A 24,897-nucleotide genomic window follows, 5' to 3' on the forward strand; every position below is an offset into this window, starting at 1 on the left:
CCAGACGCCGCGCTGCTTTTCCGCAGTGCGGCGTTTTCCGTTTCAGGATAAGGCGCGGGCCTGCCGCGCGGCGTAATCGGAAAACGCGCCCATGACAAAGGCATTGGCAACATGAAGCGCCTGCAGAAAGCCGTTGCCCGTTTCCCGGCCGATGCTCATCAATGCCACCTGCAGACAATAGAGGGCGAGCAGCACGAGCGCGCGGCCAAGGTTCGGCCGCACCTCTTCATGGCGCAACGCGAGGACCACAAGCGACGCAACGGGAACCGCGATAAAGATGCCGAGCCCCTTGTGCACCGAAAGCAGCGACCCGTCATAATAGATCGATAGCCCGGCCAGCAGCACCTGCGCGAAAATCAGGACCGGCACACCCGCCGAAATCACAGCGAACACGCGACGCCGTGGAGATAGCCCATTCGCCACCGTCGCCATCACACCCTGCCCCCGGTATCGGCCGAACGGTGAAGACCGGCCGGCTCCCGTGTCTGCTCAAGGCAGCCAAGGCTTGCCAGTGTCGCCGATACCGCAATATCAACAGGGGTTTTCGGCTCTGCCCCAAGAAAATCCACAAGCTTGCGATTGCTCATGCGGATCGGCATCTGCCAGAGATATTGCATTTCCAGCACTTCCCGGAACAACGGAACGAAGGGTGCGGCCAGCCTTATGCCCGGCCAGAAAAGCCGACGCATCTTGACCGGACGACCGGCGGCCCGCTCGATCGCCCCGACCAGTTGCAGCCCGTCGAAATCCCAGAAACCTTCCATGTGATAAACGGCGAAAGCGGGGAGTTCGCCCGAACGATCAAGCAACCGCCCGATCGTTTCAGCCACATCAGGCAGATAGGCCCATTGATGCCCGGCATGGGGCGCCGCAGGATTCTGGACACTGCGGACCGGCTTTCCCGGCCGCACCAGCATCTGTGAAAACCAGTTGTTTTTCGCATCCGGCCCAAAGAAATCGCCGGCACGGACGATCAGGACCGGTACACCGCGCATCGACGCCATTTTCAGCCGCCGTTCCATTTCCACGCGCAGGGCACCCTTGCGGGTAAAGGGCTTTTGCGGGCTATCCTCCGTCAGAAGCGGAAAGGCGTCGGCCCCGAAATTATAGACGCTACCGGGAAAGACGACCCGCGCTCCGCAGCCCTCGGCGGCGGCGATGGTGTTGTCCAGCATCGGCAGTACCTGGCCGTCCCAATCGCGATATCCGGGAGGATTGACCGCATGGACGATGAGCGAAGCGCCTTTTGCAGCCTCCGCCACATCCTGCCGGTTCATGGCATCGCCTTTCACGCGTTCCATGCCATCCGCCATGGCTGCCGATGCCAGATGGCGTGTCAGCGCCCTCAGCCGCCAGCCCCGTTGCAGCAACATCTTCGCCACGTGACTGCCGACGCCGCCGTTTGCCCCGACGATCAGGGCCAGAGGTTTGTCATTCTCTGCTGTATTCGCGTGGTTTTCATATATCATCACCGAAACTCCTTTTCTGACTGGAGTATCGTCCCGTCCTGCAATATACGAAATTGTCGAAATGAGTGGATCAGATATACAAAAATTTATGATCAAAAGCCGGGATGTCAGTTGGGATTTTTATCGCACCTTCCTCAGCGTTCTGCGTGACGGCTCGCTGTCCGCCGCCGCGCGTGAACTGGGCATCACCCAACCTACCGCGGGGCGCCATATCGGCGCGCTGGAAGAGGCCGTCGGCTTTCCGCTGTTCATCCGCTCACCGCACGGGCTGATGCCGACGGAAGCAGCGCTTGCGCTCCGGCCCTATGCGGAAAATCTGGCGGCAACGGCCGCCGCCCTCATGCGCGCGGCCTCCGGCGAGGTCGGCAAGATCGAAGGCACGGTGCGCATCAGCGCGTCTGATATCATTGGCGTGGAAATGCTTCCGCCCATCATCGCGACACTGCAGGACGTGCACCCGCGGCTCGAAATAGAGCTTTCGCTGTCCGATACGCTGGAAGACCTGCTGCGGCGCGAAGCCGATATCGCCATCCGCATGACCGAACCGCAGCAGGATGCGATTGTCATGCGCTACATCGGCAATTTCCGTCTGGGCTTTCACGCGACGCGCGATTATCTGGCGAAAGCCGGCATCCCAAAGGTCATGGAGGAACTGAACGGGCACCGGATGGTCGGTTTCGACCGCAAGACGCCGTTCATCAGGGCTGCCATCCAGCGGATGCGCGCCCTGGATCCGGAAATACCTGACGTTGAAGACATCTGCTTCGAAATCCGCGCGGACAGCAATCTCGCCCAGCTTGCCATGATCCGCGCCAGCGCCGGCATCGGCGTCTGTCAGATCGGCCTGGCGCGCAAGGACCCGCGGCTGGTGCAGGTTCTTCCGAAAATCGACATTCCGTTGCACACATGGGTGGCGATGCATGAAAATCTCAAGACCTCACCGCGATGTCGCGCCGTTTTCAGCGCCCTGGTCGAAGGCCTGAAAGCCCATCTCAAGGAAACCGACCCGAACGCCCCGCCGCAGCGGCGCTGAGGCTGTCCGGACATTGGATCACGCGGCCGCGCGCAATCGCGCAGAGCAAACCGGCGGGACAGGGAGGGCCATACCGTTTTCACCGGGAATTTCCAACCTTCCCGTCAAAACGGTTCGGCCTGCTGCGAAGTCTTGTCCACCACCTCGGCTTCCGGCCGGTCTCCGCCCTGGCTATATTCCTCGTGCCATTGGCCGCGCTCGTCCTGATAGCTGATTTCCTCGTCATCGCCACCCACCTGCTGTTCGGCGGCAACGATGCGTGCGGCTTCGACGGCATCGGCATAGGAAGGGAAGGTTTCGGAATAGGCACCATTCATGCGGTAAGCGAAGCCCCCGTCATGTTCGACGATTTCATACACCACTTTGGTCATGCATGTTCCTCCTGTTTCGGTAGGCGACATGGCAACCACAACCGCGCTTCAAGCATTGCACCCGACGGGGACACCGCGGCATGAGCAGCATGTCCTGCGACATCACTATCCTACCAAAAGCATTCAAGCGCAAATCCTGCTTGATCTGGAGGACGATACGTCACAGCCTGCGACTGACAGGGGAAGGGAAATCAATGGCGGGTTCTATTCTGAAACAGGAGCGGATGCTGCTGCTCGCGATACCGGCGGCAATCGTCGCCTACTTGGCCGAACATGCAATATTCGAAGCCGGAAAAACGGCGGCACTCATCGCCGCGGTCGTGCTCATCGGGCTTATCGTTCTCGTCTCGATGCGGGTTGCCCATCATGCCGAGATTCTCGCCGCCAAGGTCGGCGACCCCTATGGCACCATGATCCTGACGCTCTCGGCGGTCGCCGTGGAAGTGCTGATCCTCGCCATCATCATGAGTGAATCCAGTTCGCCCACGCTGGTGCGCGATACGATCTATTCCGCCGTGATGATCGACATCAACGGCATTCTCGGCCTTGCGGCGCTTCTCGGTGGCCTTCGCCACGGCGAGCAGCCCTATAATGACGATTCCGGCAAGACCTACGGCGTGATGATCCTGACGGCGATGGGCATATCGATGATCGTGCCGGAATTCATTCCGCAACAGAGCTGGCACGTCTATTCCGCCTTCACCATCGTCGCGATGATCGCGCTATATGCGCTTTTCCTCAAAATGCAGGTCGGCCCGCACAGCTACTTCTTCAGCTACGCCTATCCCCGCAAGGCGCATCCGGCCGGTCAGCCGTCTGACAGCCATGCGGAAGAGGAGGACGAGGGCAGCGTGCCGCTCTCCATCGGCCTCATCATCGCCGGTGTGGTGCTGATCGGCGCACTGGCCGAATTCATGTCGGCCTTCCTCAGCGAAAGCCTCGAGGGCACGAGCGCACCGCCGGCGCTGATGGCGGTGGTGGTGGCGACGATCTCGGCATCGCCGGAAATCCTCACCGCGCTCCGGTCCGCCTTGCGCAACCGCATGCAGGCCGTGGTCAATATCGCCATGGGCGCATCGCTCTCGACGGTGATCCTGACCGTGCCTGTCATGGAGGGTATCGCGCTCTATACCGGCCAGCCCTTCATCATGGCGATGACGCCGGTTCAGACCGTCATGGTCTTCATCACCCTCATTGCCGCAGCCATCAACCTCAATGACGGTGAGACCAACGCAATCGAGGGAATGACGCATTTCATTCTCTTCGCCACCTTCATCATGCTGCTGTTTCTGGGGCTTTAGCCGAAATGAAAAAAGCCCGGCATCGCTGCCGGGCTTCCTCGTTCAAGATCGCAGGCCGATCAGCGGCAATCAGCGCAGAAACGCTGAATGCGCTTGCAGGCTTCTTCCAGAAGCGCTTCCGACGTGGCGTAGGAAATGCGGAAGTTCGGGCCAAGGCCGAAAGCCGATCCCTGCACGACGGCAACGCCTTCGGCTTCCAGAAGCTCGGAGACGAAATCCGCATCCGTTTCGATGACCTTGCCCGAAGGCGCGGTCTTGCCGATCAGGCCGGCGCAGGACGGATAGACGTAGAACGCGCCTTCCGGAGCCGGGCAGCTGATGCCCTTGGCCTGGTTGAGCATGGAAACGACGAGATCGCGGCGGCCTTCGAAGATCTTCTTGTTGGCGGGAATGAAATCCTGCGTACCGTTCAGGGCTTCGACAGCGGCCCATTGCGCGATCGAGCTGGCGCCCGAAGTCTGCTGGCCCTGAATCATGTCCATGGCCTTGATCAGCGGCAGCGGGCCGGCAGCATAACCGATACGCCAGCCGGTCATGGCATAGGCCTTGGAAACGCCGTTCATCGTCAGCGTGCGGTCATAAAGCGCAGGCTCGACTTCGACCGGGGTGACGAATTTGAAATCGCCATAGGTCAGGTGCTCATACATGTCGTCCGTCAGCACCCAGACATGCGGGTGCTTGACCAGCACGTCGGTCAGCGCCTTCAGCTCGTCATGCGAATAGGCGGCACCCGAGGGGTTGGACGGCGAGTTGAAGACGAACCACTTGGTCTTCGGCGTGATCGCCTTTTCCAGCGCTTCCGGCTTCAGTTTGAAATTGTCTTCGAGCGTGGCGTCGACAAAAACCGGCGTGCCGCCGCAGATCGCCACCATTTCCGGATAGCTGACCCAGTAAGGCGCCGGGATAACGACTTCATCACCCGGGTTCAGCGTGGCCATGAAAGCGTTGAAGAGGATCTGCTTGCCGCCGGTGCCGACAATCGTCTGTTCCGGCTTGTAGTCCAGGCCGTTTTCACGCTTGAACTTGTCGGCAATCGCCTTGCGCAGTTCCGGAATGCCGGAAATGGGGGTGTATTTGGTCTCGCCGCGTTTGATCGCGTCGATGGCCGCTTCCTTGATGTTGTCGGGCGTATCGAAATCCGGCTCGCCGGCGCCAAGGCTGATCACATCGCGGCCCTGCGCTTTCAGCTCACGGGCTTTCTGGGTAACGGCGATGGTGGCGGATGGCTTTACGCGGGAGAGAATGTCGGCAAGGAAGGCCATTTTTAATCGGTCCTATTGGGGTTGACATCAGCAGAGGCTGGAAAACTTGTCTTCTGCGGCACTTTCTATGTCGAAAGACAGGCCTTCTTTCAAGGTCAAAAGCCGGCTTATGTGCAGCAGCGGAGAATTTAAGTCTTCCTTAACCCGGAAGTAACGCTTGATACGCTACATTCGCGAGCCTAGGGGTCGTATCTCTATAGCTGGTTGAAAAATGGCGCCCAAAAGCATCTTTTCCAGTCTTGTCCGCGAGGTCGATGGCACATGGTCCACGGCCTATCAAACCTTCAACCTGAAATCGGCCCTGCAACCCATCTTCCGGCGAACGGCAAGCGGCGCGCTCGATATCGATTCCTTCGAGGGTCTGGTGCGGCCCCATCGCAATGGCGAACCGGTGACCCCCGGTGAATTCTTCTCGCTGGTGGCGTCGGAAGACATCGAAAACATCGATAGCATCCTGCGCACGATCCATATTCTCAACACCGGCAGGCTCAACCGTTCCCGCGCCCGCATCTTCGTCAACTTCCATCCGGGCCTGTTCCAGACACCGGCCAAGATGCGGCAGGAAGTGGAGCGTATGCGGCTTGCCGCCCACGAGGCCGGCATGACGGCGGAGCGCATCGTCTGCGAAATCTCGGAAAAAAAGGCATCCGACACGCAGATCGTCGCCGACTTCGCCTACCACATGCACGACATCGGCTTTCGTGTGGCGCTGGACGATTATGGCGCCGGTGATTCCGACATCGACCGGGTAAAGCTCATCAAGCCGGATTATGTGAAATTCGAAGCGGCCTGGGTACGCGATTTCATGCAGAATTCGGCAGGCGCCGCCCTTCTGCGCGTCATCGTCCGCCAGTTCCGCGAGGATGGAATAGAACCGGTATTCGAAGGGCTGGAGACAGGCTGGCAGGTCGATCTGTGCGAAGAACTCGGCGTCCTGCTGATGCAGGGCTACGTTCTGGCCAAGCCCGAACTCGCCCCCACAAGTTTCGACGCGCGCTTTCCCGAACTCGGCAGCGCCTATTTCAACGCCCCACCGCGAACCGACAGGCCAGGCACGATACCGCCATTTTTCCGGGAAGAGCGCCCCGCCGACCCCCACCCCCTGCGCCAGACCCGGACCTTCGGAAAACGCGGTCTTTGAGGCCATTCCCGGCGAAGCAGGCTCCGCAGTAACCACTGCCACAATATTGCCGCAATAAATACCGCGGAACGCCAGAATTCGGTCGCCAAGCCGTCCATTTCGAAGCCTTTTATCCTTCAGGAGCAAGGACAAGAGGCGATCGCCATGTTTACCAACGACCGGACTTCCGTTGAAAGGTTAAGGGCGCAGAGAACGCTGTTTTCCCTCTGGATGGCAGTGGCTGCCTTTCTTGTCATCGTCACCATGGCCGCTGGTATCGCGACATCCGCCAACGCGGCAACGCAGGCCGTCGATACGCTGCACACCGCCGCAATCCCGCAAGCAGCGACATCGCGGGCGGGCGGCCACATGCTGCTGCTCATCATCCTTTCGGCCGCGGCCTTCATCGGTCTCGGCATAGGCGGCCTCACGCTCACCCGGCGAAGCCTCAAGGATGAGGCCCGCCGCTACAAATAGGCCGTTGCCCGACAGCCGATGCCTGCCGGCCACCGTCTTTCGCCGACTTGCGGCACCAGCAGCTTGCTGCTAAAGCATCCGGGAAAACGTCGGATCGACATTTCAAAAAATCCCCGAATTGCCAAGGCCGTGCTCGAATGATCCTCCGGCCCCTGCTGTGCTGGTGCCTATCATGACGCGTATTCAGGCCAATATGCTGCTTCTTCTCGCCGCAGCAATCTGGGGCGGCGGCTTTGTCGCGCAATCCTCCGCCATGGCCTCGATCGGCCCGTTCTGGTTCGTCGGCCTGCGTTTTGCCATCGCCGCAATCGCCGTGCTGCCCTTCGCGATGCTCGAAACCCGGTCGAAAAAGTCACCGCCGCGCCGCAAGGAAATCGGCAGCTTCATCCTCGTTGGGCTTGCCCTGTTCGGTGGCGCCACCACCCAGCAGGTCGGGCTTTTGACCACCACCGTCACCAATTCCAGCTTCCTGACCGGGCTCTACGTCATCTTCGTGCCTGTCATCGCCGTCGTCCTTTATCGTCGCCATCCGCACTGGATCGTCTGGCCCTGCGCCCTGATGATGCTGGGTGGCATATTCCTCCTGTCCGGTGGCGCATTCGAAGCACTGACACAGGGGGATATTCTCAGCATCATCTGCGCCTTCTTCTGGGCAATCCAGATCACGCTGGCGGGGCGTTTCGTCTCCGAAAGCGGGCGGCCGCTCGCGCTTTCCTGCACACAGTTTGCGGTTTGCTCCCTTCTTAGTTGCATGATCGGCGTCTTCTTCGAACCCATCAGCATGGCGTCCATCGAGGCGTCACTGGCGGAAATCCTCTATGTCGGCCTCGTTTCCTCCGGCCTCGCCTTTGTTCTGCAGGTCATCGGCCAGCGCTACACCACGGCGCCGCAGGCGGCGATATTCCTGTCCTCGGAGGCGCTTTTCGGCGCATTGCTGGCCTCGATCTTCCTGCAGGAAACCATTTCAAACGCTGGCTATGTCGGCTGCCTGATCATATTCGTCGCCATATTGATCGTGGAACTCGTGCCTGAACTGACCCGCAAGCGGCAAAAAACCGTGGCTGGAACGGCGTGACGCGAAAAGAACCGTTTTTTCTCCATCTTCGGAAAAACACGGTTTAGCGTTCAAAATTTTGCCGGCAATACCCGCCGCAACCGGCAATTATTTCATCAATTATCGATTATGCGGAAAAAATATGCGATCCCACGTCGTAATTCTACCGCAGGTTTTTTATCTGACAAAAAGCCCGTGAAAACTTTTGCTTGCCAATTTTCGATAAACGCATCACTCTACCGCGGTTCGGGCAATTTGCGAGCATGGGAAGGCCTATAAATTTGCGCACCGGGGACGCTATAAACCCTGGGCGGTGGGACGAAAAACGTTGGATGAGAACGCCATTACTTCCTGCTGCGAAGGTCCATTTTCTCAATAGTCAAGAACTGCCTGCCAACGCCCTCGCGGGGCAAAACTGTAATGCTGCCTGTAGCTGAACGCGGGCAGAGCGAAAAGGACCTGATGCATGGCCGAAACTGGCACCGTAAAATTCTTCAATACAGACAAAGGCTTCGGCTTCATCAAGCCAGACAATGGTGGCGCTGATATCTTTGTTCACATCTCTGCTGTACAGGCTTCTGGCCTGTCCGGACTTTCAGAAAATCAGAAAGTGAGCTTCGACACGGAACCGGATCGTCGCGGCAAGGGCCCGAAGGCAGTCAATCTGCAGATTGCTGGCTGACCCTAAAACGGCTTTCTTTTCTAGTTGAAGCCCGGCAGGAATGCCGGGTTTTTTTGTGCGTTCTGCGGGCCTCAATGGGCCGGCACTCAGAGCCCCTTGAGATAGGGGTTGGTGAGCCGTTCCTCACCCAGCCGTCCACCCGGGCCATGGCCGCAGATGAAACCGACATCGTCACCCAGCGGCAGGAGCTTGTCACGAATGGACGCCATCAATTGCTCGTGGTTTCCGCCCGGCAGGTCCGTGCGCCCCACCGATCCCGAAAACAGAACGTCGCCGACATGGGCGAAGTTCTGGTCACGATTGTAATATATGACGTGACCGGGCGCATGGCCCGGGCAATGATAGACCTCGAAGACGTGGTCTCCAAAGGAAACCTTGTCGCCGTCCTTCAACCATGTATCAGGCACCACATTCTTCAGGCCGCTGATGCCGTATTTCTCCGCCTGCACCTCGATCCTCTCCAGCAGAGGCCGGTCATCCTCATGCGGCCCGATGACCGGCAAGGAAAGTTTCGCACGCAGCTCGTCCGCGCCGCCGGCATGGTCGAGATGCCCGTGCGTCAGCCAGATTTCCTTCAGCGTTATGCCGTTTTCGGCAACCACCTGGAGAATGACATCGACATCCCCGCCGGGATCAACGACGACGCCTTCCTTGGTATCCTGATCGAAGAGAACGGTGCAATTCTGCTCGAACGGCGTGACCGGAATAATGCCCGCCTGCAACTTTCCCATGTCCGTATCTCCCTGTCTGACAAATTCCGCCTCCTATAGCCTGCAGCCGGTTTCCGCACAATGGCGGAGGACCATCCGCGCTTTTCAGCCCTGCGGCCACCTCAAAAAATAACGATAAAATTCAATTGGATATTTGGGAAAGCACCATGGCGGACGGGCATCGCCGCCGAAAAAATGTGGAACGCCCCCGTGCCTGTGGCGTTGTAGTTCCAGTCTTGAAAGGAGTGAGACACATGGACAAGACGCTTAAAATGCTCATGGCTGGCGGCGCCTTCGCCTTGATGGCCGGTTACGCAAACGCCGCCATGGTCGCCACCACCGCATCGGACATTTCCGTTCGCTCGGGCCCCGGTGAAGACTATCCCGAACTGGGTCTGGCAACGCGGGGCAGCAATGCCGTGCTGGATGGCTGCATGGAAGGCAGCAGCTGGTGCCGCATCGAGGTCAACGGCATGCGCGGCTGGGCCCATGCCGATTATCTGAATGTCATGTACGAAGGTTCGCCGGTCATTCTGGAAGAGCGCCGCACGGAACTCAGCGTGCCGGTCGTGACCTATGAAAAGACGGCAAGCGTGCAGGCAGAACCAAATCCCGGTGACCAGAACCTCGGCCGCGTCGGTGATGTCGACATCGCCCCACCGGACGCTGTCATTACCTATATGGATGAACATCCGGCCGAAACCATTACCTATGACGGCGATATTGCCGTAGGCAGCACTCTGCCGCGCGATACCCGCCTCGTGGAAATCCCCGATTATCAGTATCGTTATACAAGGGTGAACGACGTGCCGGTTCTGGTCGAACCGTCAACCCACCGGATCGTCTACGTCTATCAGTAAACATCCGGCGGTCACTGGACTGACCGGGACCGACAGCATGAAAAGAGAAAAGAGCGCGGGCTTCCCCGCGCTCTTTTCTATTTCCGGTAAATGCCGCTCAGGATTCCAGTTGCACCCGCCCCCGCAGCATATTATCCACCGCAACAGAAAATGATCGGCGGCATTCTCCCGAGCGGACGCATTTTCGGCTATGTTTACAGAATATTGGCGCATCGACGCATGTCAGCCGCAGAATATGAAGGAACCGCAGTGCCACCGCAATCGCTCAAAACCGCCGCCGCCCGACAGATACCGGCACTCCCGAAGGTTGACGACGGCAAGATCGACTTCGATACGATCGAGGCGCTGTTTTTCGCCTATCGCGATTTCGTCTCCGATCCCGACGTCATCCTGTCGAAGCTGGAATATGGCCGCGCACATCACCGGGTGGTCTATTTCGTCAGCCGGCAGCCCGGAATGACGGTGGCGGATTTGCTCGACACGCTGCAAATCACCAAACAGAGCCTTGCCCGCGTGCTCAAGCAGCTGATCGACGACGGCTATATCCGCCAGATGGCCGGCCCGGAAGATCGCCGCCAGCGCAGGCTCTATCCGACACTGACGGGCCGCGAACTGGCGCTCGCACTGAGCGAGCCGCAATCGCGCCGCATCGATCGGGCACTGGAAGGGCTAGGACCCGACGCCCGCGCCTGCGTGCGCAAATTCCTGGCGCAGATGCGCAGCCCGGCAACCGGCGAAGGTGACTGACATGGCGACAGCAACGACAAAGCGCCCGCCGGCGGATGACGACGCCGCACATCTCCTGATCGTCGACGACGATGCACGCATCCGCGATCTTCTGCAGCGCTTCCTGGGCGACAAGGGTTATCGCATCTCCGTTGCCGCCGATGCGGCCGAAGCGCGCCGCAAGATGGTCGGTATCCGGTTCGACCTCCTCATTCTCGACGTGATGATGCCGGGGGAAAACGGACTTTCTCTCACACGGTCGCTGAACGAGGACAAATCCGTGCCGGTCATTCTTCTGACCGCCCGCTCGGAAGCGGATTCCCGCATTGCAGGTCTGGAGGCCGGCGCGGATGACTATCTCGCCAAGCCCTTTGATCCGCGCGAACTTGTCCTGCGCATCAACAATATCCTGCGGCGCAACACCTCGCCGGATACGCCCAAGATCGAACAGATCATGTTCGGCCCCTACAGCTTCTCCATTCCCAAGAAGGAATTGCGGCGCGGCCCCGAAACGATCCGCCTGACGGACCGCGAACAGGAGATCATGCTGCTGTTTGCGCTCCGCGCCGGCGACACCATTCCGCGGCACGAGCTGGTCGAGGCGGAATCGGAAGTGGGCGAAAGAACCATCGACGTGCAGATCAACCGTCTTCGCCGCAAGATCGAGGACGACCCTGCCAATCCGGTCTATCTGCAAACCGTGCGCGGCATCGGCTACCGGCTGAGCGTGGACTGACAGGCACCAAACGAAAGGCGGGCTGACGGCATGGCGAGCCTCGATTTTCTCAGCACGGTCAGAAAAAGCGCCATAGTGAGAGCCTGGCGCACATCCGGCAGATGGCTGCGCCACTGGCTGCCCACCGGCCTTTATACCCGCTCCCTGCTGATCATCATCTTGCCGATGATCCTGCTTCAGGCCGTGGTTGCCGCCGTCTTCATGGAGCGCCACTGGCAGCTGGTGACGGAACGCCTTTCCGCCGCGGTGACCCGCGATATCGCCGCCATCATCGAACTGCTGCAAACCGACCCCGAAGAAGACGATTACCAGCGTGTCATTCGCATTGCCCGCGACAAGCTGGATCTCAGCGTCTATATCGAGCCCAAAACGGACCTGCCCGCCCCCAGGCCGGAACCGCTGTTTTCAATCCTCGACAGGATTTTGGCCGACCAGTTGGCGCAGCAGATCGGCAGACCGTTCTGGATCGACACCTATGGCAACGGTTCGCTGGTCGAAATCCGTATCCAGCTGGAAGACAAGACGCTGCGCGTCTTTACCCGCCGCAGCGCCGCCTATGCCTCCAATACGCATATCTTCCTTGTCTGGATGGTCGGCGCATCGCTGGTGCTGATTGCCATTTCCATCCTCTTCCTGCGCGGACAGATCAAGCCCATCGAAGCGCTTGCCAAGGCGGCTGAAAATTTCGGCAAGGGTCAGAAGATCAGCGCCTATTCCCCGCGTGGCGCCGATGAAGTCCGGCGGGCGGGCCTTGCCTTCATTCTGATGCGCGAACGCATTGAACGGCAGATGGAACAGCGCACCGCCATGCTGAACGGCGTCAGCCACGACCTGCGCACCATCCTCACCCGTTTCAAGCTGCAACTGGCTCTGGCAGGCGACAATCCGGACCTCGAAGGACTGGACAAGGATGTCCAGGACATGCAGTCGATGCTGGAGGCCTATCTGACCTTTGCCCGCACCGATGTCGAGGAGGATGTCGGCACACTGGAGCTTCCGGTACTTCTGGAAAAGATCGGCCATGATTTCGAGCTTCACGGCAAGAAATTCAGCTACGAACTCTATAATGTCGACAGGATCATCGCGCGGCCGAATGCCCTTTCACGCCTCGTCGCCAATCTGGCGGAGAATGCCAGGCGTTACGCCAGCAATCTGCATGTCGATATCCGCAAGGCGCCGCGCTCCATCATCATGACATTCGATGATGACGGCCCGGGCATCCCGGAAACCTCCCGCGAGGATGTCTTCAAACCGTTCTTCCGGCTGGACGAGGCGCGCAACCTCAACGCCTCGGGCACAGGTCTCGGGCTCTCCATCGTCCGCGACATTGCCCGCGGCCACGGTGGCGATGTGTCTCTGGATGACAGCCCACTGGGCGGTTTGAGGGTAATCGTCAAAATTCCGGCGTAAGACACCGGGCAGAAAACTGTAATGAAGAGTTCGGGGTCTCGTACTCAACCTGAGAGATCGAGCGGCCATGGTGCTGTATCAGCACATTTTCTCGCCGTTCGGCACTGGTCGTTCAACGGCGGCAAGCACGATATCGCCGTTGCTGTCGGCAAAACCCAGCGTCAGGACCTCGGAGCGGAACGGGCCGATCTGGCGCGGCGGAAAATTCACCACACCCAGCACCTGCCGGCCGACAAGGCCTTCCGGCGTATAATGCACCGTAATCTGTGCCGAAGATTTCTTGATGCCGATGTCGGGCCCGAAATCGATCTTCACCTTGATTGCCGGCTTGCGGGCTTCGGGAAAGGGTTCCGCCTCGACGATCGTGCCAACGCGAATATCGACCTTCTCGAAATCGGCGTAGGAAATTTCACCGCTCATGCCCTGCTCCCGCTTACCCGCAATGCTTCAACCCTGCCCACCCTTCAACCGGCAAGCTCTTCGGCGCGTTTTTTTGCCGCCGCAACCGCCTTGTCGAACAGCGGCTGCATACCGTCGTCAGCCATCAGCACCGAAAGCGCCGCCGCCGTCGTGCCGCCCGGAGAGGTCACGTTCTGGCGCAGCCGCGCCGCCTCATCGGAGGACTGGTGCAGCAACTCGCCCGCCCCCGCCACTGTCTCGCGCGCCAGGCGCATGGCCACATCCGCCGGCAGACCAGCCTTGCGGCCCGCTTCCGCCATGCATTCCACGAGATAAAAGACATAGGCCGGGCCACTGCCCGAAACCGCGGTCACGGCATCGATATCGTTTTCGGTTTCCACCCATTCGACCGGACCACTGACCTTCAGAAGCCCGTCCACCACGGCTCTAAGTTCCGGGGTGACCAGTTCATTGGCATAGGCTCCCGTCACACCGCGCCCTACCATGGCCGGCGTGTTGGGCATGGCCCGCACGGCGGCAACTGCGCCGAAGCAGGAAACGAACGTACCGATGGTGGTGCCGGCCGCAATCGAGACGACGACGGTATCCGCTCCCAGGAGCGGCTTGAGGGACGGCAACACGGCTTCCATCATCTGCGGCTTCACCGCCACGAAAAGAATGCCGGCCTTGATACCATCCGGCACGCTTTCATGATGGACCGCACCGGCTTCGGCAATCGTCGTGCGCATCGCGTCGGAAGGGCGCGGGTCGATAACGATCACCTGCGATCCCGCGACGCCCTTTTTCAGCCAACCCGAAAGCAGGGCGCCGCCCATATTGCCGGCACCGACGAGGACGAGCGGGCCGGAAGCCTTGTATACCATCTTCACGCTTCTCCGACGGTCTCGAACATGACCGCTTCGATTGCACTTTTTGCATCCAGCCCCGACCAGACGACGAACTGGAATGCCTGATAATATTGCTCGCAGGCCTCCAGCGCGCTGGAAAGCAGCACTTCCACCTGCTGGTTGTTCGGCTCCGCGCCACCCGCCAGAAGCAGGGACTGCCGGAAGATCACCACATCCTCCTGCCGCCAAAGATCGAAATGCCCCATCAGCACCTGGCCGTTGACCTGCGAGAGCAGGCGAATGACTTCGTTGACCCGCTGGTCAGGCACCTTGATATCGAAGGCACAGGCCAGATGCAGCGCCTCGAACTCTTCCATCCATGAAAAGGAAACGTGATAATCGGCCCAGTGGCCAGCCACCGTCATGGCGATCTCGTCTTCGCCGGAACGCTCGAAAGACCAGTCGTTCGACGCAGCGACAATCTCGATCATGTCCACGGGATTGGACTGACGCTCGATTTCAAATTCTATCAGACTCATGCGGCACCTTCTCAGCCGGTATGGAATGTTCTGTTTTGAACGCCGGGCACAAAACGCACACACAAACCGGATTCAATATTTGAGACGATTGCCCGACACCGACAGAATTACGCATTCACCCTGTCCGGAGCTTACCAGGTCGTTTCGAATCATCATTTAAAATCAGTGTATAATGGCCGAGTCCCGCTGCCACCCCTCGGCTGCCATTTTTGCTTTTTGAGCAGTGGATATCTCCTCCCCCATCACCTCAGGCGAGATACATAAGCGACTCTGGCAATTGTGTTTTTTGGAAGTGTCCACAGGCCTCAAAAAAATCGCGCTGGAGACCGGCCGGCGGCAACCGGAGATAATTTCAGGTTGCACCGCCTGAAAACAAAAAGTCCCGGAATCGCAGGCGATCCGGGACCATCAGGAAAAAGCGCGAAAAAATCAGTCCTTGGTGGCGGAGAGCTTTGCTTCCAGGGCCTCGATGCGGGCACGCAGCGCGTCGTTTTCGTCACGCGCCTGAATGGCCATTTCGCGCACCGCGTCGAATTCTTCGCGCCGCACCACGTCCAGGCTGTTCAGCCAGCGGTCGGCCTGCGCGTGAAAGGCCGCCTCCGCTTCTTTGCGCACGCCCTGCGCCGCGCCGGCCGCATCGGTCATCAGCTTGGCGAATTCATCCAGAAAACGATTGGTGCCTGTCGTGCTCATGGCGCTGTTCCTTCGTCGGTTCAGGGAGCATCCCGTTCCCTGCTGTTGATGCCTTTCAGGTAGGCACTCGACAGCCGCCTTGCAAGCGAAATCGAAAAATGCGGCCTCTCGCTGCGGCGCCCGCCATCGCCATCCCATCACGAAAAATCACCTTGACCGCCGCCTCGGCAATCGCCATTTTCCTTGGCGTCAGGGAGACCGGTGAGCATCATCGCCCGGCCCCATAAGGCAATGGATGATTCTGTTGTCGCCCAGCAACGATGACGGAATATACGGATTGTTAGCCGCTCCCACCCAACTCGCCATCATGCCATTTCCCAATATCGACCCGGTTGCGCTCTCCATAGGGCCTCTGGCGATCCACTGGTATGGCATTGCCTATGTTGCCGGCATCATGCTCGGCTGGTTTTATGCCCGCCGTCTCGCCCGCACCGATCGCCTGTGGCCAAACGATACGTCACCGATCTCCGCCCAGCATCTTGACGATTTCATCCTCTGGGCCGCCGGCGGCATCGTGCTCGGCGGACGCATCGGCTATATCCTGTTTTACGACCTTGCCGCCGTCGCCGCCAATCCCATCAGGGCAATCGAGATATGGAACGGCGGCATGTCGTTTCATGGCGGACTGATCGGCACCACCATCGCCATGATCCTCTTCGCCCGCAAGAATGGCATCCCGGTCTGGAGCATGTTCGACATCATCGCCGCTGTCGCGCCCATCGGCCTGCTGTTCGGCCGCATCGCCAATTTCATCAACGGTGAATTGTGGGGGCGTATCGCCGACGTTCCGTGGGCGGTCGTATTCCCCACCGGCGGCCCTTTCGCACGGCATCCAAGCCAGCTTTATGAGGCAGGCCTCGAAGGCCTCGTACTCGTCGTCATTCTGGCCATCGCCATCTATGCCCTCAGGGCGCTGAAAACACCCGGCCTCATCACCGGCATCTTCGTTTGCGGTTATGCGCTGTCACGCATCTTCGTGGAATTCTTCCGCGAGCCGGACGCGCAGATCGGTTATCTCGCCGGCAACTGGCTGACCATGGGCATGGTGCTTTCCACACCGATGTTCCTTCTGGGTCTGTGGGCGGTCCTGCGCGCGCGCGGCGCGGCAAAAAGCGCCTAAGCGGTATGGCCTGCCATGACGACACCGCTTGCGCAACGCATCAAATCCCTTATCCGGCTCAACGGTCCGCTCAGCGTCACCGATTATTTCTCGCTTTGCCTCGCTGACCCCGAGCATGGTTATTACAAAAGCCGCGAACCCTTCGGCCGTTCGGGTGACTTCATCACCGCGCCTGAGGTGAGCCAGCTTTTCGGCGAGATGCTCGGTGTCTTCGTGGTCCATGCCTGGCAGCGGCACGGCGCACCCGCTGAAACCCGGCTGGTGGAAATCGGCCCCGGCCGTGGCACCATGATGTCGGACATGCTGCGTGTCATCCGCCGCATCGCGCCGCCGCTTTACGAGACGATGCGGGTGCATCTGGTGGAAACCAGCCCTCGCCTTTCCACGATCCAGAGAGAAACGCTGGCCGACCATGCCGACCGGCTGACATGGCATGAAAGTTTCGACGATGTGCCGGAAGGCTTCCTGCTTCTCGTCGCCAATGAGCTTTTCGACGCCATTCCGATCCGGCAATTCGTCAAGACGCCACAGGGTTTCCGCGAAAGGGTGGTGAGCCTTAATGCGGAAGACGAACTCGTGTTCTCGACCGGGCTTGCCAGCATCGACCCGGTCCTGTTGCCACCGCAGCCCGAACGGCAGCCGCCTGGCACCATATTCGAGATTTCCCCTGCCCGCGAAGCCGTGATGACGGCGATCTGCCAGCGCCTGTCGACCCATGGCGGCACGGCGCTTGCGATCGATTACGGTCACCTCGTCGCCGGTTTTGGCGACACCCTGCAGGCCATGCGCAACCACGCCTTCGATCCGCCGCTCGCGAATCCCGGCGAAGCCGATCTGACCAGCCATGTCGATTTCGAAAGCCTCGTCAGAACGGCCGAAGCGACCGGTGTTCACGTCAACGGCGCCCTGAGACAGGGTGACTTTCTCTACGGCCTCGGCCTCAAGGAGAGGGCGAGCGCACTCGCCGCCAAGGCAACCCCCGATCAGACGCTTGCGATTGCGGAAGCGGTCAACCGTCTCGCCGGTGAAGGCGCCGGCAAGATGGGGGAACTTTTCAAAGTCGTCGCCGTTTCAAGTCCCGCGCTTCATCTCATGCCGTTTCGCGCAGTGGATTGACAGCGCAATCACCTCTGGGCCAACATCGCCGCAACGCGAAGCAGGCAAACTGCATCAGACAAGCGCCGCGCAACGCCGCGGCAACAGGAAACATCTCGCTTACGACAACTCTGGCACAACACAGGCCAACAGCGATATTCTCCAAGGAACTCCCGCACCATGCAGAACCCAACGCTGCCGCTCCCCATCCAGAGCCCCCTGCTCGCCGCCTTCGGCGAAAACCGCGTCCGCCACGGCTTTTTCACCAGGCAGGGCGGCGTGTCGGAGGGGCTTTATCAAGGCCTGAATGTCGGCCTCGGCTCACATGACGAACCGGAACGGGTGCAGGAAAACCGGCGGCGTGTGACGCAATGGTTCGGCCTGTCCACAGAGCGCCTCGCCACCGTCCATCAGATCCATTCACCCGATGTCCTCGTGGTCGATGAAACCTATGACGGCAGCCGCCCGCAGGCGGATGCGATGGTGACGGCAACCCCGGGCTTCGTGCTTGGCGTGCTGAGTGCCGATTGCGGCCCGATCCTGTTTGCGGATCCGCAGGCGGGTGTTGTCGGTGCGGCCCATGCCGGCTGGAAGGGCGCATTGTTCGGCGTGCTCGAAAACACCATCGAGACCATGACGAAGCTCGGCGCCGGCCGCGAGCGCATCGTCGCTTCGCTCGGCCCCTCCATCAGCCAGAGCAATTATGAGGTGGGGCCGGAATATGTCGCGCGCTTCACCGATATCGACCCGGCCTATGCGGATTATTTCGCCACGACGGACAAGCAGGGACACGCGCTGTTCGACCTCAAGCAATTCACAATAGACCGCCTGACCCGGGCCGGTGTGAAGGCGGAAAACCTCGGCCTCTGCACCTATCCGGACGAAGAGCGTTTCTATTCCTATCGCCGCACGACCCACCGCGCCGAACCGGATTACGGCCGGCAGATTTCCGCAATCGCAATTCTGGAGGACTGACATGGCCCTGCACTTCGAGCCTTCGGAATTCGAGGCCCGCCGCGAGCGGCTGCTTGCGAAAATGGCGGAAGAGAAACTGGACGCCCTGCTGCTTTTCGCGCAGGAAAGCATGTACTGGCTGACCGGCTACGATACTTTCGGCTACTGTTTCTTTCAGACGCTGGTGGTCAAGTCGGACGGCTCCATGACACTGCTGACCCGTTCGGCCGATCTTCGTCAGGCGCGCAATACCTCGATCATCGACAATATCCTCATCTGGGTCGACCGGCCCAACGCCGACCCGACGCTCGATCTTAAAAATCTTCTCAGCGATCTTGATCTGCTCGGCGCAAAGGTCGGGGTGGAATACGACACCCACGGCATGACGGGGCGCGTCGCCCGCCTGCTGGACAACCAGCTTGCCAGCTTCTGCCAGATGAGCGACGCCTCCTATCTGGTCAGCACCCTGCGGCTCGTCAAAAGCCCTGCCGAGATCGCTTATGCCCGCAGGGCCGGCCAGCTGGCCGACGAAGCGCTGGAAGCGGCTTTGCCGCTCATCAGGCCCGGTGCGGATGAAGCCGCAATTCTCGCGGCGATGCAGGGGGCGATTCTGGCTGGCGGCGGCGACTATCCCGCCAATGAGTTCGTCATCGGTTCGGGAGCGGACGCGCTTTTATGCCGTTACAAGTCCGGCCGCCGCAAACTCGACACCAGGGATCAGCTGACGCTGGAATGGGCAGGCGTCAGCGCCCACTACCATGCGGCCATGATGCGCACGGTGGTGATCGGCGAACAGGATTTCCGCCAGAAGGAGCTTTACAGCGCCTGCCTGCAAAACCTCACCGCCATCGAGGACGTGCTGCGTCCGGGCAAGACCTTCGGCGATGTCTTCGACATGCACGCCCGCGTCATGGACGAGCGCGGTCTGACCCGCCACCGGCTGAACTCCTGCGGTTATTCGCTGGGCGCGCGTTTCTCCCCGTCCTGGATGGAGCATCAGATGTTCCATGCCGGCAATCCGCAGGAAATCACAGGCGATATGACGCTGTTCGTGCACATGATCGTCATGGATTCCGATTCCGGCACCGCCATGACGCTCGGCCAGACCTATCTGACCACGGACGGCGCTCCGGAGCCCCTGTCGCGCCATGGCCTCGATCTTCTCACAGCTTAAATCACCGCCGGGTTTGACAGAGCGGGAAAACCGCCCTTACATTGCCGCCACCTTGGGCAAGAAGGAGCGGAACATGAGAGGAAACGTCACATGAGCCGGAGGGGGCTTACCTCCCCTTGTCCAGCCTTTGCCTTTCCGGCTCTCGTCGTTCCGGCGCTGCTGCTGGTTCTCTCGGGCTGCAACACCACGGAGGCGCTGACACCGCAGGTGGATGTCGGCCACAATACCTCGCAATCGACGCCGGTGACGCAGGGCGATCTCGACCAGATGGCCGCCGCCGCCGACCGCGCCCCGGCAGGCGCCCCGGCAACCGCATCTTCCGTGCCCGCCTATGCGCCGCAGAATTCCCTGCAGGCGCAGGCACAGGCGCTTTCCAGCGGCAACCAGTATGGCGAGCCGCTGCGTGGCCAGAACCAGCCATCCGCGCCATCTCCCGCAGGCGGCCAGCCACCGCCCTCGCAGCAGACGGCGTCGCTTGCACCCGCCACCTCCGGCAATACCATCCGCTTCCTGCCGATCATCGGCGCCCCCGTTCAGGCCGTCACGCCATTGTCGCGGCAGCTCGGTGCGGAAGCCCGGGCCAAGGGGCTGACCATCCGCGCCTCGAACGACAATTCTGCCGAGAACATCCTGAAGGGATATTTTTCCGCCTTCGCCGATGGCAGCAAGGTCAACGTCGTTTACGTCTGGGATATTCTGGACGCCAATGGCGTGCGGCTGCACCGCCTTCAGGGACAGGAAACGGTGACGGCCAGGGGCAGCGATCCATGGGCCGCCGTAACCGACAGGGTCATGCAGGATATCGCCGCAAAAACGCTGAACGACTATTCGTCATGGAAGCAAACTCAACGGGGATGAGGTGAAACGGCGGGAGAAGTCACAGAGATTTCACGAAAATCATTGCGAAAGCGCGGAGTCCTCTTGCAATCGGAAGCAACAGCGCTATTAAGGCGCGCATGGCAACAAGGCGTATCCGGCAAAGGCTTTTCAGCCGGATGTTCCTCCCCTTGAACGACGCTTGGTTACGGCGGATTAAGCCCCGTGGCGCAAGGCGATGGCATGGAAACAGGCGGCCGCAATGAAGGTTTTCGCAGGCAATTCGAACCGGCACCTTGCCGAAGCGATCTGCAAGTATCTTAATGTTCCTCTCGGAAATGCCACCGTAAAGCGGTTTGCCGACCAGGAAATATTCGTAGAAATCGGTGAAAATGTACGCGGTGAGGACGTTTTCGTCGTCCAGTCCACGTCCTTCCCGGCAAATGATCATCTGATGGAACTGCTCATCATGATCGATGCCATGCGCCGCTCCTCGGCAAAGCGTATCACGGCGGTGCTTCCCTATTTCGGATATGCCCGCCAGGACCGCAAGGCTGGCCCCCGCACCCCGATTTCCGCCAAGCTCGTCGCCAATCTGATCACCGAAGCCGGCGCCGACCGCGTTCTCACCCTCGATCTCCATGCCGGCCAGATCCAGGGCTTTTTCGATATTCCGACCGACAACCTCTTTGCAGCGCCCATTCTCGCCCGCGACGTGAAGGACCACTACGACACAAACAATGTCATGGTCGTTTCGCCCGATGTTGGCGGCGTGGTTCGCGCCCGCGCGCTGGCCAAGCGCCTCGACTGTCTGCTGGCCATTGTCGACAAGCGTCGTGACCGTCCGGGCGAATCCGAAGTCATGAACGTCATCGGTGACGTCGCCGGCAAGGATTGCATCCTGATCGACGACATCGTCGATTCCGGCGGCACGCTTTGCAATGCGGCGGAAGCGCTGCTGAAGAAGGGCGCAACCAGCGTCACCGCCTATATCACCCACGGCGTGCTTTCCGGCGGCGCTGTTGCCCGCGTGGCCTCCTCGAAGCTGCGTGAACTCGTCATCACCGACAGCATCCAGCCGACCACCGGCGTGCAATCCGCGCACAATATCCGCGTGGTCAGCACGGCCGGCCTGCTCGGCGAAGCGATCAACCGCACCGCGCAGGAACAGTCGGTTTCCGGCCTGTTTGACTGAAAGCTTCAGCAATCGCCCTGGGGACTGCCAACCGCTGTCCGGTTTAAATTTCCGGGCAGGCTGCGGCCGGCCCTGAGGTCCGGTGCAGATATTTTCGACGCCATCCTCGGCCCTGCGCCGGGGATTTGATCACGTTGAATAGAATCACCAGGCTGCAAATCCTCGGAACAAGCCCGAAGATGACACGGGAGTGTCCGGCGCACTTCGCCTTTCATCTCATTGATGCCGCGCCCCGACTTCCTCTTAAGACGAGGCAGCACCCGCATCCGGTGGCCGTTGCAGCCGGGAGGCGGCGGCCTTGATTTTCGGCCACCAGCGCCGAACCCGCGTCAGCACAGCATGGCGACCGTTGCGCCAAATGCTCACCGTATCGGCCGAGACGGCAGTGCCGGTGAACAGGTGGCGGTGGCGGCTTATTGCCAGAACCCGGTAAAGAAACAGCGTCGTGAGGGCGGAAAACAGCACGGACATCACCACATCGCTAAGGAAATGTCCTCCGGCCGCGATACGAAGGCCGGACATGAGAACGACGGCTCCGGCGGCGATTGTGCCCACCACAAACCGGCCGCGCGACCGCAGGCGGGGCCAGACAAGCACACAAAGCGGCAGGAAGAAGCTCGCGATCAGCGCGGTTTCGCCCGAAGAAAACGAACAGTTCGAATAACATTGCGTGCTGAACTGGAAAGGCGGCGTGAAGAGCTGCTGCCCGCCAAATTCGGTGACGCTGAACGGACGCGCCCGGCCGATCGTCGCCTTCAGCACGCCATTGACGAGAAGCCCGGCGCACAGGATCACCGGCCCGCACAGGAAGGCCCAGACCCGCCAGCCGGTTCTTTGCAGGGTACCCAGCCGCAGATTACCGACGAGGACTACAAAAGCCAGAAGAGTGGCGAGCTCCGTGCCTTCGCGCAGCGTGTCCCGCAGCCATTCGGGAAATGGTTCGCGGCCGGACCAGGGCTGCTCAACCGGAGAAAAAAACAGGGCGGAGAACCGGAGGTCGATAGAGGGAAAGGTCGCGAACAGGATGACGATCGCCAATGTCGCGAGTGTCACCCAGATGGTAATCCTCATATGGGAAAGATCATTGTCCATTGGCGCCCTCCGGCATGCATTGCGGCAGCAGGCGCCACAGCCCTATTTCCCGGCCCTCGAGGAAACCCGGTCCGGCGGTCCAGCGCGCAACCGACGCCTCGCCGGCAAGGCAGGACGGCAGACCATCCGCGCTTGCCAGAAACAGGGGATTTTCAGCTTCGCCGGCTTTCAACGGGTAAAGAAGCGCATAGTGGCTGGAAGGCACCCCCGTCTCAGGCAAGGCGCGCGTCAGGACCTGTTTCTCGTCCCGCAGCTGATAAAAAAGCTCGGCCAGTATGGAGCGGTCGGAAGCAACGATGGCATCCGCCCCCGCCTCACGTGCCCGCGACAGGCCGGTCGATACCAGCTCGGAACGACCGAGATACCGCTTCATCGCCAGTTCGCCGCTCGGCAGGCGCAGTTCCGTCCCGGCAATCGTCATGACAGGCAGCGCGACGGCGACGATGCCGCCCAGAACGAGCGTGGAAACAGTCAGCCAGCGTCGGGATGCCAGGACCGGCACCGCCAGCAGCACACCGGCCGCATAGGCACCCACCGCCCAGTTGGCGAGCGCCCGCGACATCAGCCCCTGCGCCGTGATCAAAAGCACGATCGGCACGGAAAGCGCCACCAGCGCCCGGGTTTCAGCATTCTTCGCACGAATTGTCGCGATGATCATGGCAACGAAGACGAAAGGCCCGACAACGCCCGCCTGCGAGAAGAAAAACTCGAGCGCCGGACCGATCTTCAGCTGAATGCCATGCCAGTTCGCATTGTCTGCCGTATGACGCGCGGTCATGAAATCATGCGCGGCGTTCCACCACAGATTGGGAGCGATGACGGTGACACAAACCAGGGCCGCGACCCCCGCGTCACGCAGCCGGATGCGCCATGCCTCGCAGAGCCAGCCGGCCGCAATGAAGCAGGGCAGAAAATAGATCATCGCATATTTCGACATCAGGCCGAGGCCGAAACAGAGACCGAGCGCAAGGCTCCAGAGCATCGCCCCCCTGCCCTCGCTGCGGGCCTGCGCCAGCTTGCGCACCGCGATCATCGACAGCACGATGAACAGCATCATCGGCGTATCGGTCGAGATCAGCAGACTGCCGAGCGTCACGGCAGGCAGCGTCAGATAGACGACCGCGGCAAGCGAAGCCAGCCTGACGTCGTAGATCATCCGCCCGAGAACGAGAATGGCCGCCGCCGCGACGCCATGCACTACGGGTGCGGCCAGCCGCACCTGAAAAGTGCCCTCACCGCCGCCAAGAATGGTTGCCGCGCGGATGAGCCAGCCGATCAGCGGTGGTTTGGAATAGGCCCCCAGAGCCATTTCGCGGCCCCACAGCCAATATTGCGCCTCATCGACGAAAAGATCCGTGCGGTTAAAGGCAAGCCCGAGGATACGCAGCACCGTCACCAGCACGATGGCCGCAAGCGCCAGCGTCATCCATTGCCGCTGCCCGCCCGCCTGCGCATAGGGCAACGTGGCCCCGTTATGCGTGCTGGCGGCGTTCTGCATGGATCAACCAGAGATTTCGGGCATAGATGAACAGGCCGGATGCCTGACCCAGAATGAAGACCGGATCGCGCCGCCAGATTGCGTAGGACAAAAGCACAAGCCCACCGAGAACGGAAAAATACCAGAAGGCCACGGGGATGACCGAGCGGTTTGCCCGCTCCGAGGAAATCCATTGAACCAGAAAACGCATGGTGAACAGCATCTGCCCCATGAAGCCGGTCAAGACCCAGATGAATTCCTTCCAGCTGTTCACATGCAGCATG

The 24,897-nt window shown here is 60.4% G+C and carries 28 protein-coding genes; 16 read left to right on the plus strand and 12 right to left on the minus strand.

Features of this window, described 5'->3' with window-relative positions; genetic code table 11:
• Nucleotides 1–42 precede the first annotated feature (42 nt).
• A complete protein-coding gene (locus tag JZX88_RS08580) occupies nt 43–432 on the minus strand; it encodes a DUF6220 domain-containing protein (RefSeq protein ID WP_206913276.1) in 390 nt (129 codons plus the stop codon).
• Complete coding sequence (locus JZX88_RS08585; protein WP_206913277.1) at nt 432–1,469, minus strand: NAD(P)H-binding protein; 1,038 nt, start codon at nt 1,467–1,469, stop codon at nt 432–434. The genes JZX88_RS08580 and JZX88_RS08585 overlap by 1 nt, the downstream gene beginning before the upstream one ends.
• 88 nt (nt 1,470–1,557) lie before the next feature.
• Between JZX88_RS08585 and JZX88_RS08590 the strand changes: the two genes are divergently transcribed.
• Entirely contained in the window at nt 1,558–2,502 is a 945-nt protein-coding gene (locus JZX88_RS08590) for a LysR family transcriptional regulator (protein ID WP_065113838.1), read from the plus strand.
• Between the two features lie 104 nt (nt 2,503–2,606).
• Here the strand turns inward: JZX88_RS08590 and JZX88_RS08595 are convergent, their stop codons facing one another.
• Nucleotides 2,607–2,873, minus strand: coding sequence for a DUF2188 domain-containing protein (locus tag JZX88_RS08595; RefSeq protein WP_065113839.1), 267 nt, complete (start codon nt 2,871–2,873; stop codon nt 2,607–2,609).
• A 194-nt stretch (nt 2,874–3,067) separates the two neighbouring features.
• Here JZX88_RS08595 and JZX88_RS08600 point away from each other — a divergent pair, with 194 nt between their 5' ends.
• Nucleotides 3,068–4,174 carry a calcium:proton antiporter gene (locus JZX88_RS08600; protein ID WP_065113840.1) on the plus strand — a complete coding sequence of 369 codons (1,107 nt, stop codon included), beginning with the start codon at nt 3,068–3,070 and terminating at the stop codon, nt 4,172–4,174.
• A gap of 59 nt (nt 4,175–4,233) precedes the next feature.
• On the opposite strand, the gene JZX88_RS08605 is transcribed toward JZX88_RS08600, so the two are convergent.
• On the minus strand, nt 4,234–5,436 hold the full coding sequence (locus JZX88_RS08605) for a pyridoxal phosphate-dependent aminotransferase (RefSeq protein WP_065113841.1): 1,203 nt from the start codon (nt 5,434–5,436) through the stop codon (nt 4,234–4,236).
• A gap of 211 nt (nt 5,437–5,647) precedes the next feature.
• On the opposite strand from JZX88_RS08605, the gene JZX88_RS08610 reads away from it, so the two are divergent.
• The 4 genes from JZX88_RS08610 to JZX88_RS08625 all read left to right on the plus strand — a co-directional run bounded on the left by JZX88_RS08610 (nt 5,648) and on the right by JZX88_RS08625 (nt 8,769).
• Nucleotides 5,648–6,577, plus strand: coding sequence for an EAL domain-containing protein (locus JZX88_RS08610; RefSeq protein WP_110756033.1), 930 nt, complete (start codon nt 5,648–5,650; stop codon nt 6,575–6,577).
• Between the two features lie 144 nt (nt 6,578–6,721).
• Nucleotides 6,722–7,033, plus strand: a complete 312-nt coding sequence (locus tag JZX88_RS08615; RefSeq protein ID WP_110756035.1) for a hypothetical protein — start codon at nt 6,722–6,724, stop codon at nt 7,031–7,033.
• Between the two features lie 172 nt (nt 7,034–7,205).
• The gene (locus JZX88_RS08620; protein ID WP_110756036.1) at nt 7,206–8,108 is read left to right on the plus strand and encodes a DMT family transporter; all 903 of its coding nucleotides are present in this window, start codon (nt 7,206–7,208) and stop codon (nt 8,106–8,108) included.
• Nucleotides 8,109–8,553: 445 nt separating this feature from the next.
• Nucleotides 8,554–8,769, plus strand: a complete 216-nt coding sequence (locus JZX88_RS08625; RefSeq protein ID WP_003494703.1) for a cold-shock protein — start codon at nt 8,554–8,556, stop codon at nt 8,767–8,769.
• An 86-nt stretch (nt 8,770–8,855) separates the two neighbouring features.
• On the opposite strand, the gene JZX88_RS08630 is transcribed toward JZX88_RS08625, so the two are convergent.
• Nucleotides 8,856–9,500: an MBL fold metallo-hydrolase gene (locus tag JZX88_RS08630; RefSeq protein WP_110756038.1), complete on the minus strand. Its 645-nt coding sequence runs from the start codon at nt 9,498–9,500 to the stop codon at nt 8,856–8,858.
• Between the two features lie 233 nt (nt 9,501–9,733).
• Between JZX88_RS08630 and JZX88_RS08635 the strand changes: the two genes are divergently transcribed.
• The 4 genes from JZX88_RS08635 (at nt 9,734) to JZX88_RS08650 (ending at nt 13,211) form a co-directional block, all read left to right on the plus strand.
• Nucleotides 9,734–10,339, plus strand: a complete 606-nt coding sequence (locus JZX88_RS08635; RefSeq protein ID WP_206913278.1) for a DUF1236 domain-containing protein — start codon at nt 9,734–9,736, stop codon at nt 10,337–10,339.
• Nucleotides 10,340–10,558: 219 nt separating this feature from the next.
• Nucleotides 10,559–11,086: a MarR family winged helix-turn-helix transcriptional regulator gene (locus JZX88_RS08640; protein WP_065116022.1), complete on the plus strand. Its 528-nt coding sequence runs from the start codon at nt 10,559–10,561 to the stop codon at nt 11,084–11,086.
• Between the two features lies 1 nt (nt 11,087).
• On the plus strand, nt 11,088–11,801 hold the full coding sequence (locus JZX88_RS08645) for a response regulator (RefSeq protein WP_065113846.1): 714 nt from the start codon (nt 11,088–11,090) through the stop codon (nt 11,799–11,801).
• A gap of 30 nt (nt 11,802–11,831) precedes the next feature.
• Complete coding sequence (locus tag JZX88_RS08650) at nt 11,832–13,211, plus strand: ATP-binding protein (RefSeq protein ID WP_206913279.1); 1,380 nt, start codon at nt 11,832–11,834, stop codon at nt 13,209–13,211.
• 78 nt (nt 13,212–13,289) lie between these two features.
• Here the strand turns inward: JZX88_RS08650 and JZX88_RS08655 are convergent, their stop codons facing one another.
• The 4 genes from JZX88_RS08655 to JZX88_RS08670 form a co-directional block, all read right to left on the minus strand.
• Complete coding sequence (locus JZX88_RS08655; protein ID WP_206913280.1) at nt 13,290–13,631, minus strand: tRNA-binding protein; 342 nt, start codon at nt 13,629–13,631, stop codon at nt 13,290–13,292.
• A gap of 44 nt (nt 13,632–13,675) precedes the next feature.
• Nucleotides 13,676–14,494, minus strand: a complete 819-nt coding sequence (proC, locus tag JZX88_RS08660; RefSeq protein ID WP_174034320.1) for a pyrroline-5-carboxylate reductase — start codon at nt 14,492–14,494, stop codon at nt 13,676–13,678.
• A 2-nt stretch (nt 14,495–14,496) separates the two neighbouring features.
• Entirely contained in the window at nt 14,497–14,997 is a 501-nt protein-coding gene (locus JZX88_RS08665; protein WP_003522870.1) for a YbjN domain-containing protein, read from the minus strand.
• A 429-nt stretch (nt 14,998–15,426) separates the two neighbouring features.
• On the minus strand, nt 15,427–15,690 hold the full coding sequence (locus JZX88_RS08670) for an accessory factor UbiK family protein (protein WP_065113851.1): 264 nt from the start codon (nt 15,688–15,690) through the stop codon (nt 15,427–15,429).
• Nucleotides 15,691–15,997: 307 nt separating this feature from the next.
• Between JZX88_RS08670 and lgt the strand changes: the two genes are divergently transcribed.
• The 6 genes from lgt (at nt 15,998) to JZX88_RS08700 (ending at nt 22,044) form a co-directional block, all read left to right on the plus strand.
• Nucleotides 15,998–16,810: a prolipoprotein diacylglyceryl transferase gene (lgt, locus tag JZX88_RS08675; protein ID WP_161991746.1), complete on the plus strand. Its 813-nt coding sequence runs from the start codon at nt 15,998–16,000 to the stop codon at nt 16,808–16,810.
• A gap of 15 nt (nt 16,811–16,825) precedes the next feature.
• Nucleotides 16,826–17,926, plus strand: a complete 1,101-nt coding sequence (locus JZX88_RS08680) for a class I SAM-dependent methyltransferase (RefSeq protein ID WP_206913281.1) — start codon at nt 16,826–16,828, stop codon at nt 17,924–17,926.
• 159 nt (nt 17,927–18,085) lie between these two features.
• Nucleotides 18,086–18,880 (plus strand): peptidoglycan editing factor PgeF, encoded by a 795-nt coding sequence (gene pgeF, locus JZX88_RS08685; protein ID WP_065113854.1) that lies wholly within the window; start codon nt 18,086–18,088, stop codon nt 18,878–18,880.
• Nucleotide 18,881: 1 nt separating this feature from the next.
• Nucleotides 18,882–20,033, plus strand: a complete 1,152-nt coding sequence (locus JZX88_RS08690) for a Xaa-Pro peptidase family protein (protein WP_110756045.1) — start codon at nt 18,882–18,884, stop codon at nt 20,031–20,033.
• A gap of 90 nt (nt 20,034–20,123) precedes the next feature.
• Nucleotides 20,124–20,891, plus strand: coding sequence for a hypothetical protein (locus tag JZX88_RS08695; protein WP_206913282.1), 768 nt, complete (start codon nt 20,124–20,126; stop codon nt 20,889–20,891).
• A gap of 220 nt (nt 20,892–21,111) precedes the next feature.
• A complete protein-coding gene (locus tag JZX88_RS08700) occupies nt 21,112–22,044 on the plus strand; it encodes a ribose-phosphate pyrophosphokinase (protein WP_065113857.1) in 933 nt (310 codons plus the stop codon).
• A gap of 243 nt (nt 22,045–22,287) precedes the next feature.
• Here the strand turns inward: JZX88_RS08700 and JZX88_RS08705 are convergent, their stop codons facing one another.
• From JZX88_RS08705 to JZX88_RS08715, 3 genes are read right to left on the minus strand one after another with little or no spacing between them, the layout of a single operon-like run.
• On the minus strand, nt 22,288–23,136 hold the full coding sequence (locus JZX88_RS08705; protein WP_142857100.1) for a phosphatase PAP2 family protein: 849 nt from the start codon (nt 23,134–23,136) through the stop codon (nt 22,288–22,290).
• The gene (locus tag JZX88_RS08710; protein ID WP_206913283.1) at nt 23,126–24,634 is read right to left on the minus strand and encodes a glycosyltransferase family 39 protein; all 1,509 of its coding nucleotides are present in this window, start codon (nt 24,632–24,634) and stop codon (nt 23,126–23,128) included. Before JZX88_RS08710 ends, JZX88_RS08705 begins: the two co-directional genes overlap by 11 nt.
• Nucleotides 24,609–24,896 carry a lipid-A-disaccharide synthase N-terminal domain-containing protein gene (locus JZX88_RS08715; protein WP_065113860.1) on the minus strand — a complete coding sequence of 96 codons (288 nt, stop codon included), beginning with the start codon at nt 24,894–24,896 and terminating at the stop codon, nt 24,609–24,611. Before JZX88_RS08715 ends, JZX88_RS08710 begins: the two co-directional genes overlap by 26 nt.
• Nucleotide 24,897: the final 1 nt, after the last annotated feature.

The sequence above is a fragment of the Agrobacterium sp. OT33 genome (assembly GCF_017313365.1).
Classification (GTDB): domain Bacteria; phylum Pseudomonadota; class Alphaproteobacteria; order Rhizobiales; family Rhizobiaceae; genus Agrobacterium; species Agrobacterium rhizogenes_A.

What these genes read in the sequence shown, in the direction of transcription:
- JZX88_RS08595 (WP_065113839.1), bottom strand. Translation starts at nt 2,873, where the DNA reads ATGACCAAAGTGGTGTATGAAATCGTCGAACATGACGGGGGCTTCGCT.
- JZX88_RS08665 (WP_003522870.1), bottom strand. Translation starts at nt 14,997, where the DNA reads ATGAGTCTGATAGAATTTGAAATCGAGCGTCAGTCCAATCCCGTGGAC.
- JZX88_RS08695 (WP_206913282.1), top strand. Translation starts at nt 20,124, where the DNA reads ATGAGCCGGAGGGGGCTTACCTCCCCTTGTCCAGCCTTTGCCTTTCCG.
- JZX88_RS08700 (WP_065113857.1), top strand. Translation starts at nt 21,112, where the DNA reads ATGAAGGTTTTCGCAGGCAATTCGAACCGGCACCTTGCCGAAGCGATC.
- JZX88_RS08710 (WP_206913283.1), bottom strand. Translation starts at nt 24,634, where the DNA reads ATGCAGAACGCCGCCAGCACGCATAACGGGGCCACGTTGCCCTATGCG.
- JZX88_RS08610 (WP_110756033.1), top strand. Translation starts at nt 5,648, where the DNA reads ATGGCGCCCAAAAGCATCTTTTCCAGTCTTGTCCGCGAGGTCGATGGC.
- JZX88_RS08680 (WP_206913281.1), top strand. Translation starts at nt 16,826, where the DNA reads ATGACGACACCGCTTGCGCAACGCATCAAATCCCTTATCCGGCTCAAC.
- JZX88_RS08615 (WP_110756035.1), top strand. Translation starts at nt 6,722, where the DNA reads ATGTTTACCAACGACCGGACTTCCGTTGAAAGGTTAAGGGCGCAGAGA.
- JZX88_RS08590 (WP_065113838.1), top strand. Translation starts at nt 1,558, where the DNA reads ATGATCAAAAGCCGGGATGTCAGTTGGGATTTTTATCGCACCTTCCTC.
- pgeF (WP_065113854.1), top strand. Translation starts at nt 18,086, where the DNA reads ATGCAGAACCCAACGCTGCCGCTCCCCATCCAGAGCCCCCTGCTCGCC.
- proC (WP_174034320.1), bottom strand. Translation starts at nt 14,494, where the DNA reads ATGGTATACAAGGCTTCCGGCCCGCTCGTCCTCGTCGGTGCCGGCAAT.
- JZX88_RS08645 (WP_065113846.1), top strand. Translation starts at nt 11,088, where the DNA reads ATGGCGACAGCAACGACAAAGCGCCCGCCGGCGGATGACGACGCCGCA.
- JZX88_RS08640 (WP_065116022.1), top strand. Translation starts at nt 10,559, where the DNA reads ATGTCAGCCGCAGAATATGAAGGAACCGCAGTGCCACCGCAATCGCTC.
- JZX88_RS08635 (WP_206913278.1), top strand. Translation starts at nt 9,734, where the DNA reads ATGGACAAGACGCTTAAAATGCTCATGGCTGGCGGCGCCTTCGCCTTG.
- JZX88_RS08670 (WP_065113851.1), bottom strand. Translation starts at nt 15,690, where the DNA reads ATGAGCACGACAGGCACCAATCGTTTTCTGGATGAATTCGCCAAGCTG.
- JZX88_RS08655 (WP_206913280.1), bottom strand. Translation starts at nt 13,631, where the DNA reads ATGAGCGGTGAAATTTCCTACGCCGATTTCGAGAAGGTCGATATTCGC.
- JZX88_RS08620 (WP_110756036.1), top strand. Translation starts at nt 7,206, where the DNA reads ATGACGCGTATTCAGGCCAATATGCTGCTTCTTCTCGCCGCAGCAATC.
- JZX88_RS08715 (WP_065113860.1), bottom strand. Translation starts at nt 24,896, where the DNA reads ATGCTGCATGTGAACAGCTGGAAGGAATTCATCTGGGTCTTGACCGGC.
- JZX88_RS08705 (WP_142857100.1), bottom strand. Translation starts at nt 23,136, where the DNA reads ATGGACAATGATCTTTCCCATATGAGGATTACCATCTGGGTGACACTC.
- JZX88_RS08630 (WP_110756038.1), bottom strand. Translation starts at nt 9,500, where the DNA reads ATGGGAAAGTTGCAGGCGGGCATTATTCCGGTCACGCCGTTCGAGCAG.
- JZX88_RS08585 (WP_206913277.1), bottom strand. Translation starts at nt 1,469, where the DNA reads ATGATATATGAAAACCACGCGAATACAGCAGAGAATGACAAACCTCTG.
- JZX88_RS08600 (WP_065113840.1), top strand. Translation starts at nt 3,068, where the DNA reads ATGGCGGGTTCTATTCTGAAACAGGAGCGGATGCTGCTGCTCGCGATA.
- JZX88_RS08650 (WP_206913279.1), top strand. Translation starts at nt 11,832, where the DNA reads ATGGCGAGCCTCGATTTTCTCAGCACGGTCAGAAAAAGCGCCATAGTG.
- JZX88_RS08625 (WP_003494703.1), top strand. Translation starts at nt 8,554, where the DNA reads ATGGCCGAAACTGGCACCGTAAAATTCTTCAATACAGACAAAGGCTTC.
- JZX88_RS08690 (WP_110756045.1), top strand. Translation starts at nt 18,882, where the DNA reads ATGGCCCTGCACTTCGAGCCTTCGGAATTCGAGGCCCGCCGCGAGCGG.
- JZX88_RS08580 (WP_206913276.1), bottom strand. Translation starts at nt 432, where the DNA reads ATGGCGACGGTGGCGAATGGGCTATCTCCACGGCGTCGCGTGTTCGCT.
- lgt (WP_161991746.1), top strand. Translation starts at nt 15,998, where the DNA reads ATGCCATTTCCCAATATCGACCCGGTTGCGCTCTCCATAGGGCCTCTG.
- JZX88_RS08605 (WP_065113841.1), bottom strand. Translation starts at nt 5,436, where the DNA reads ATGGCCTTCCTTGCCGACATTCTCTCCCGCGTAAAGCCATCCGCCACC.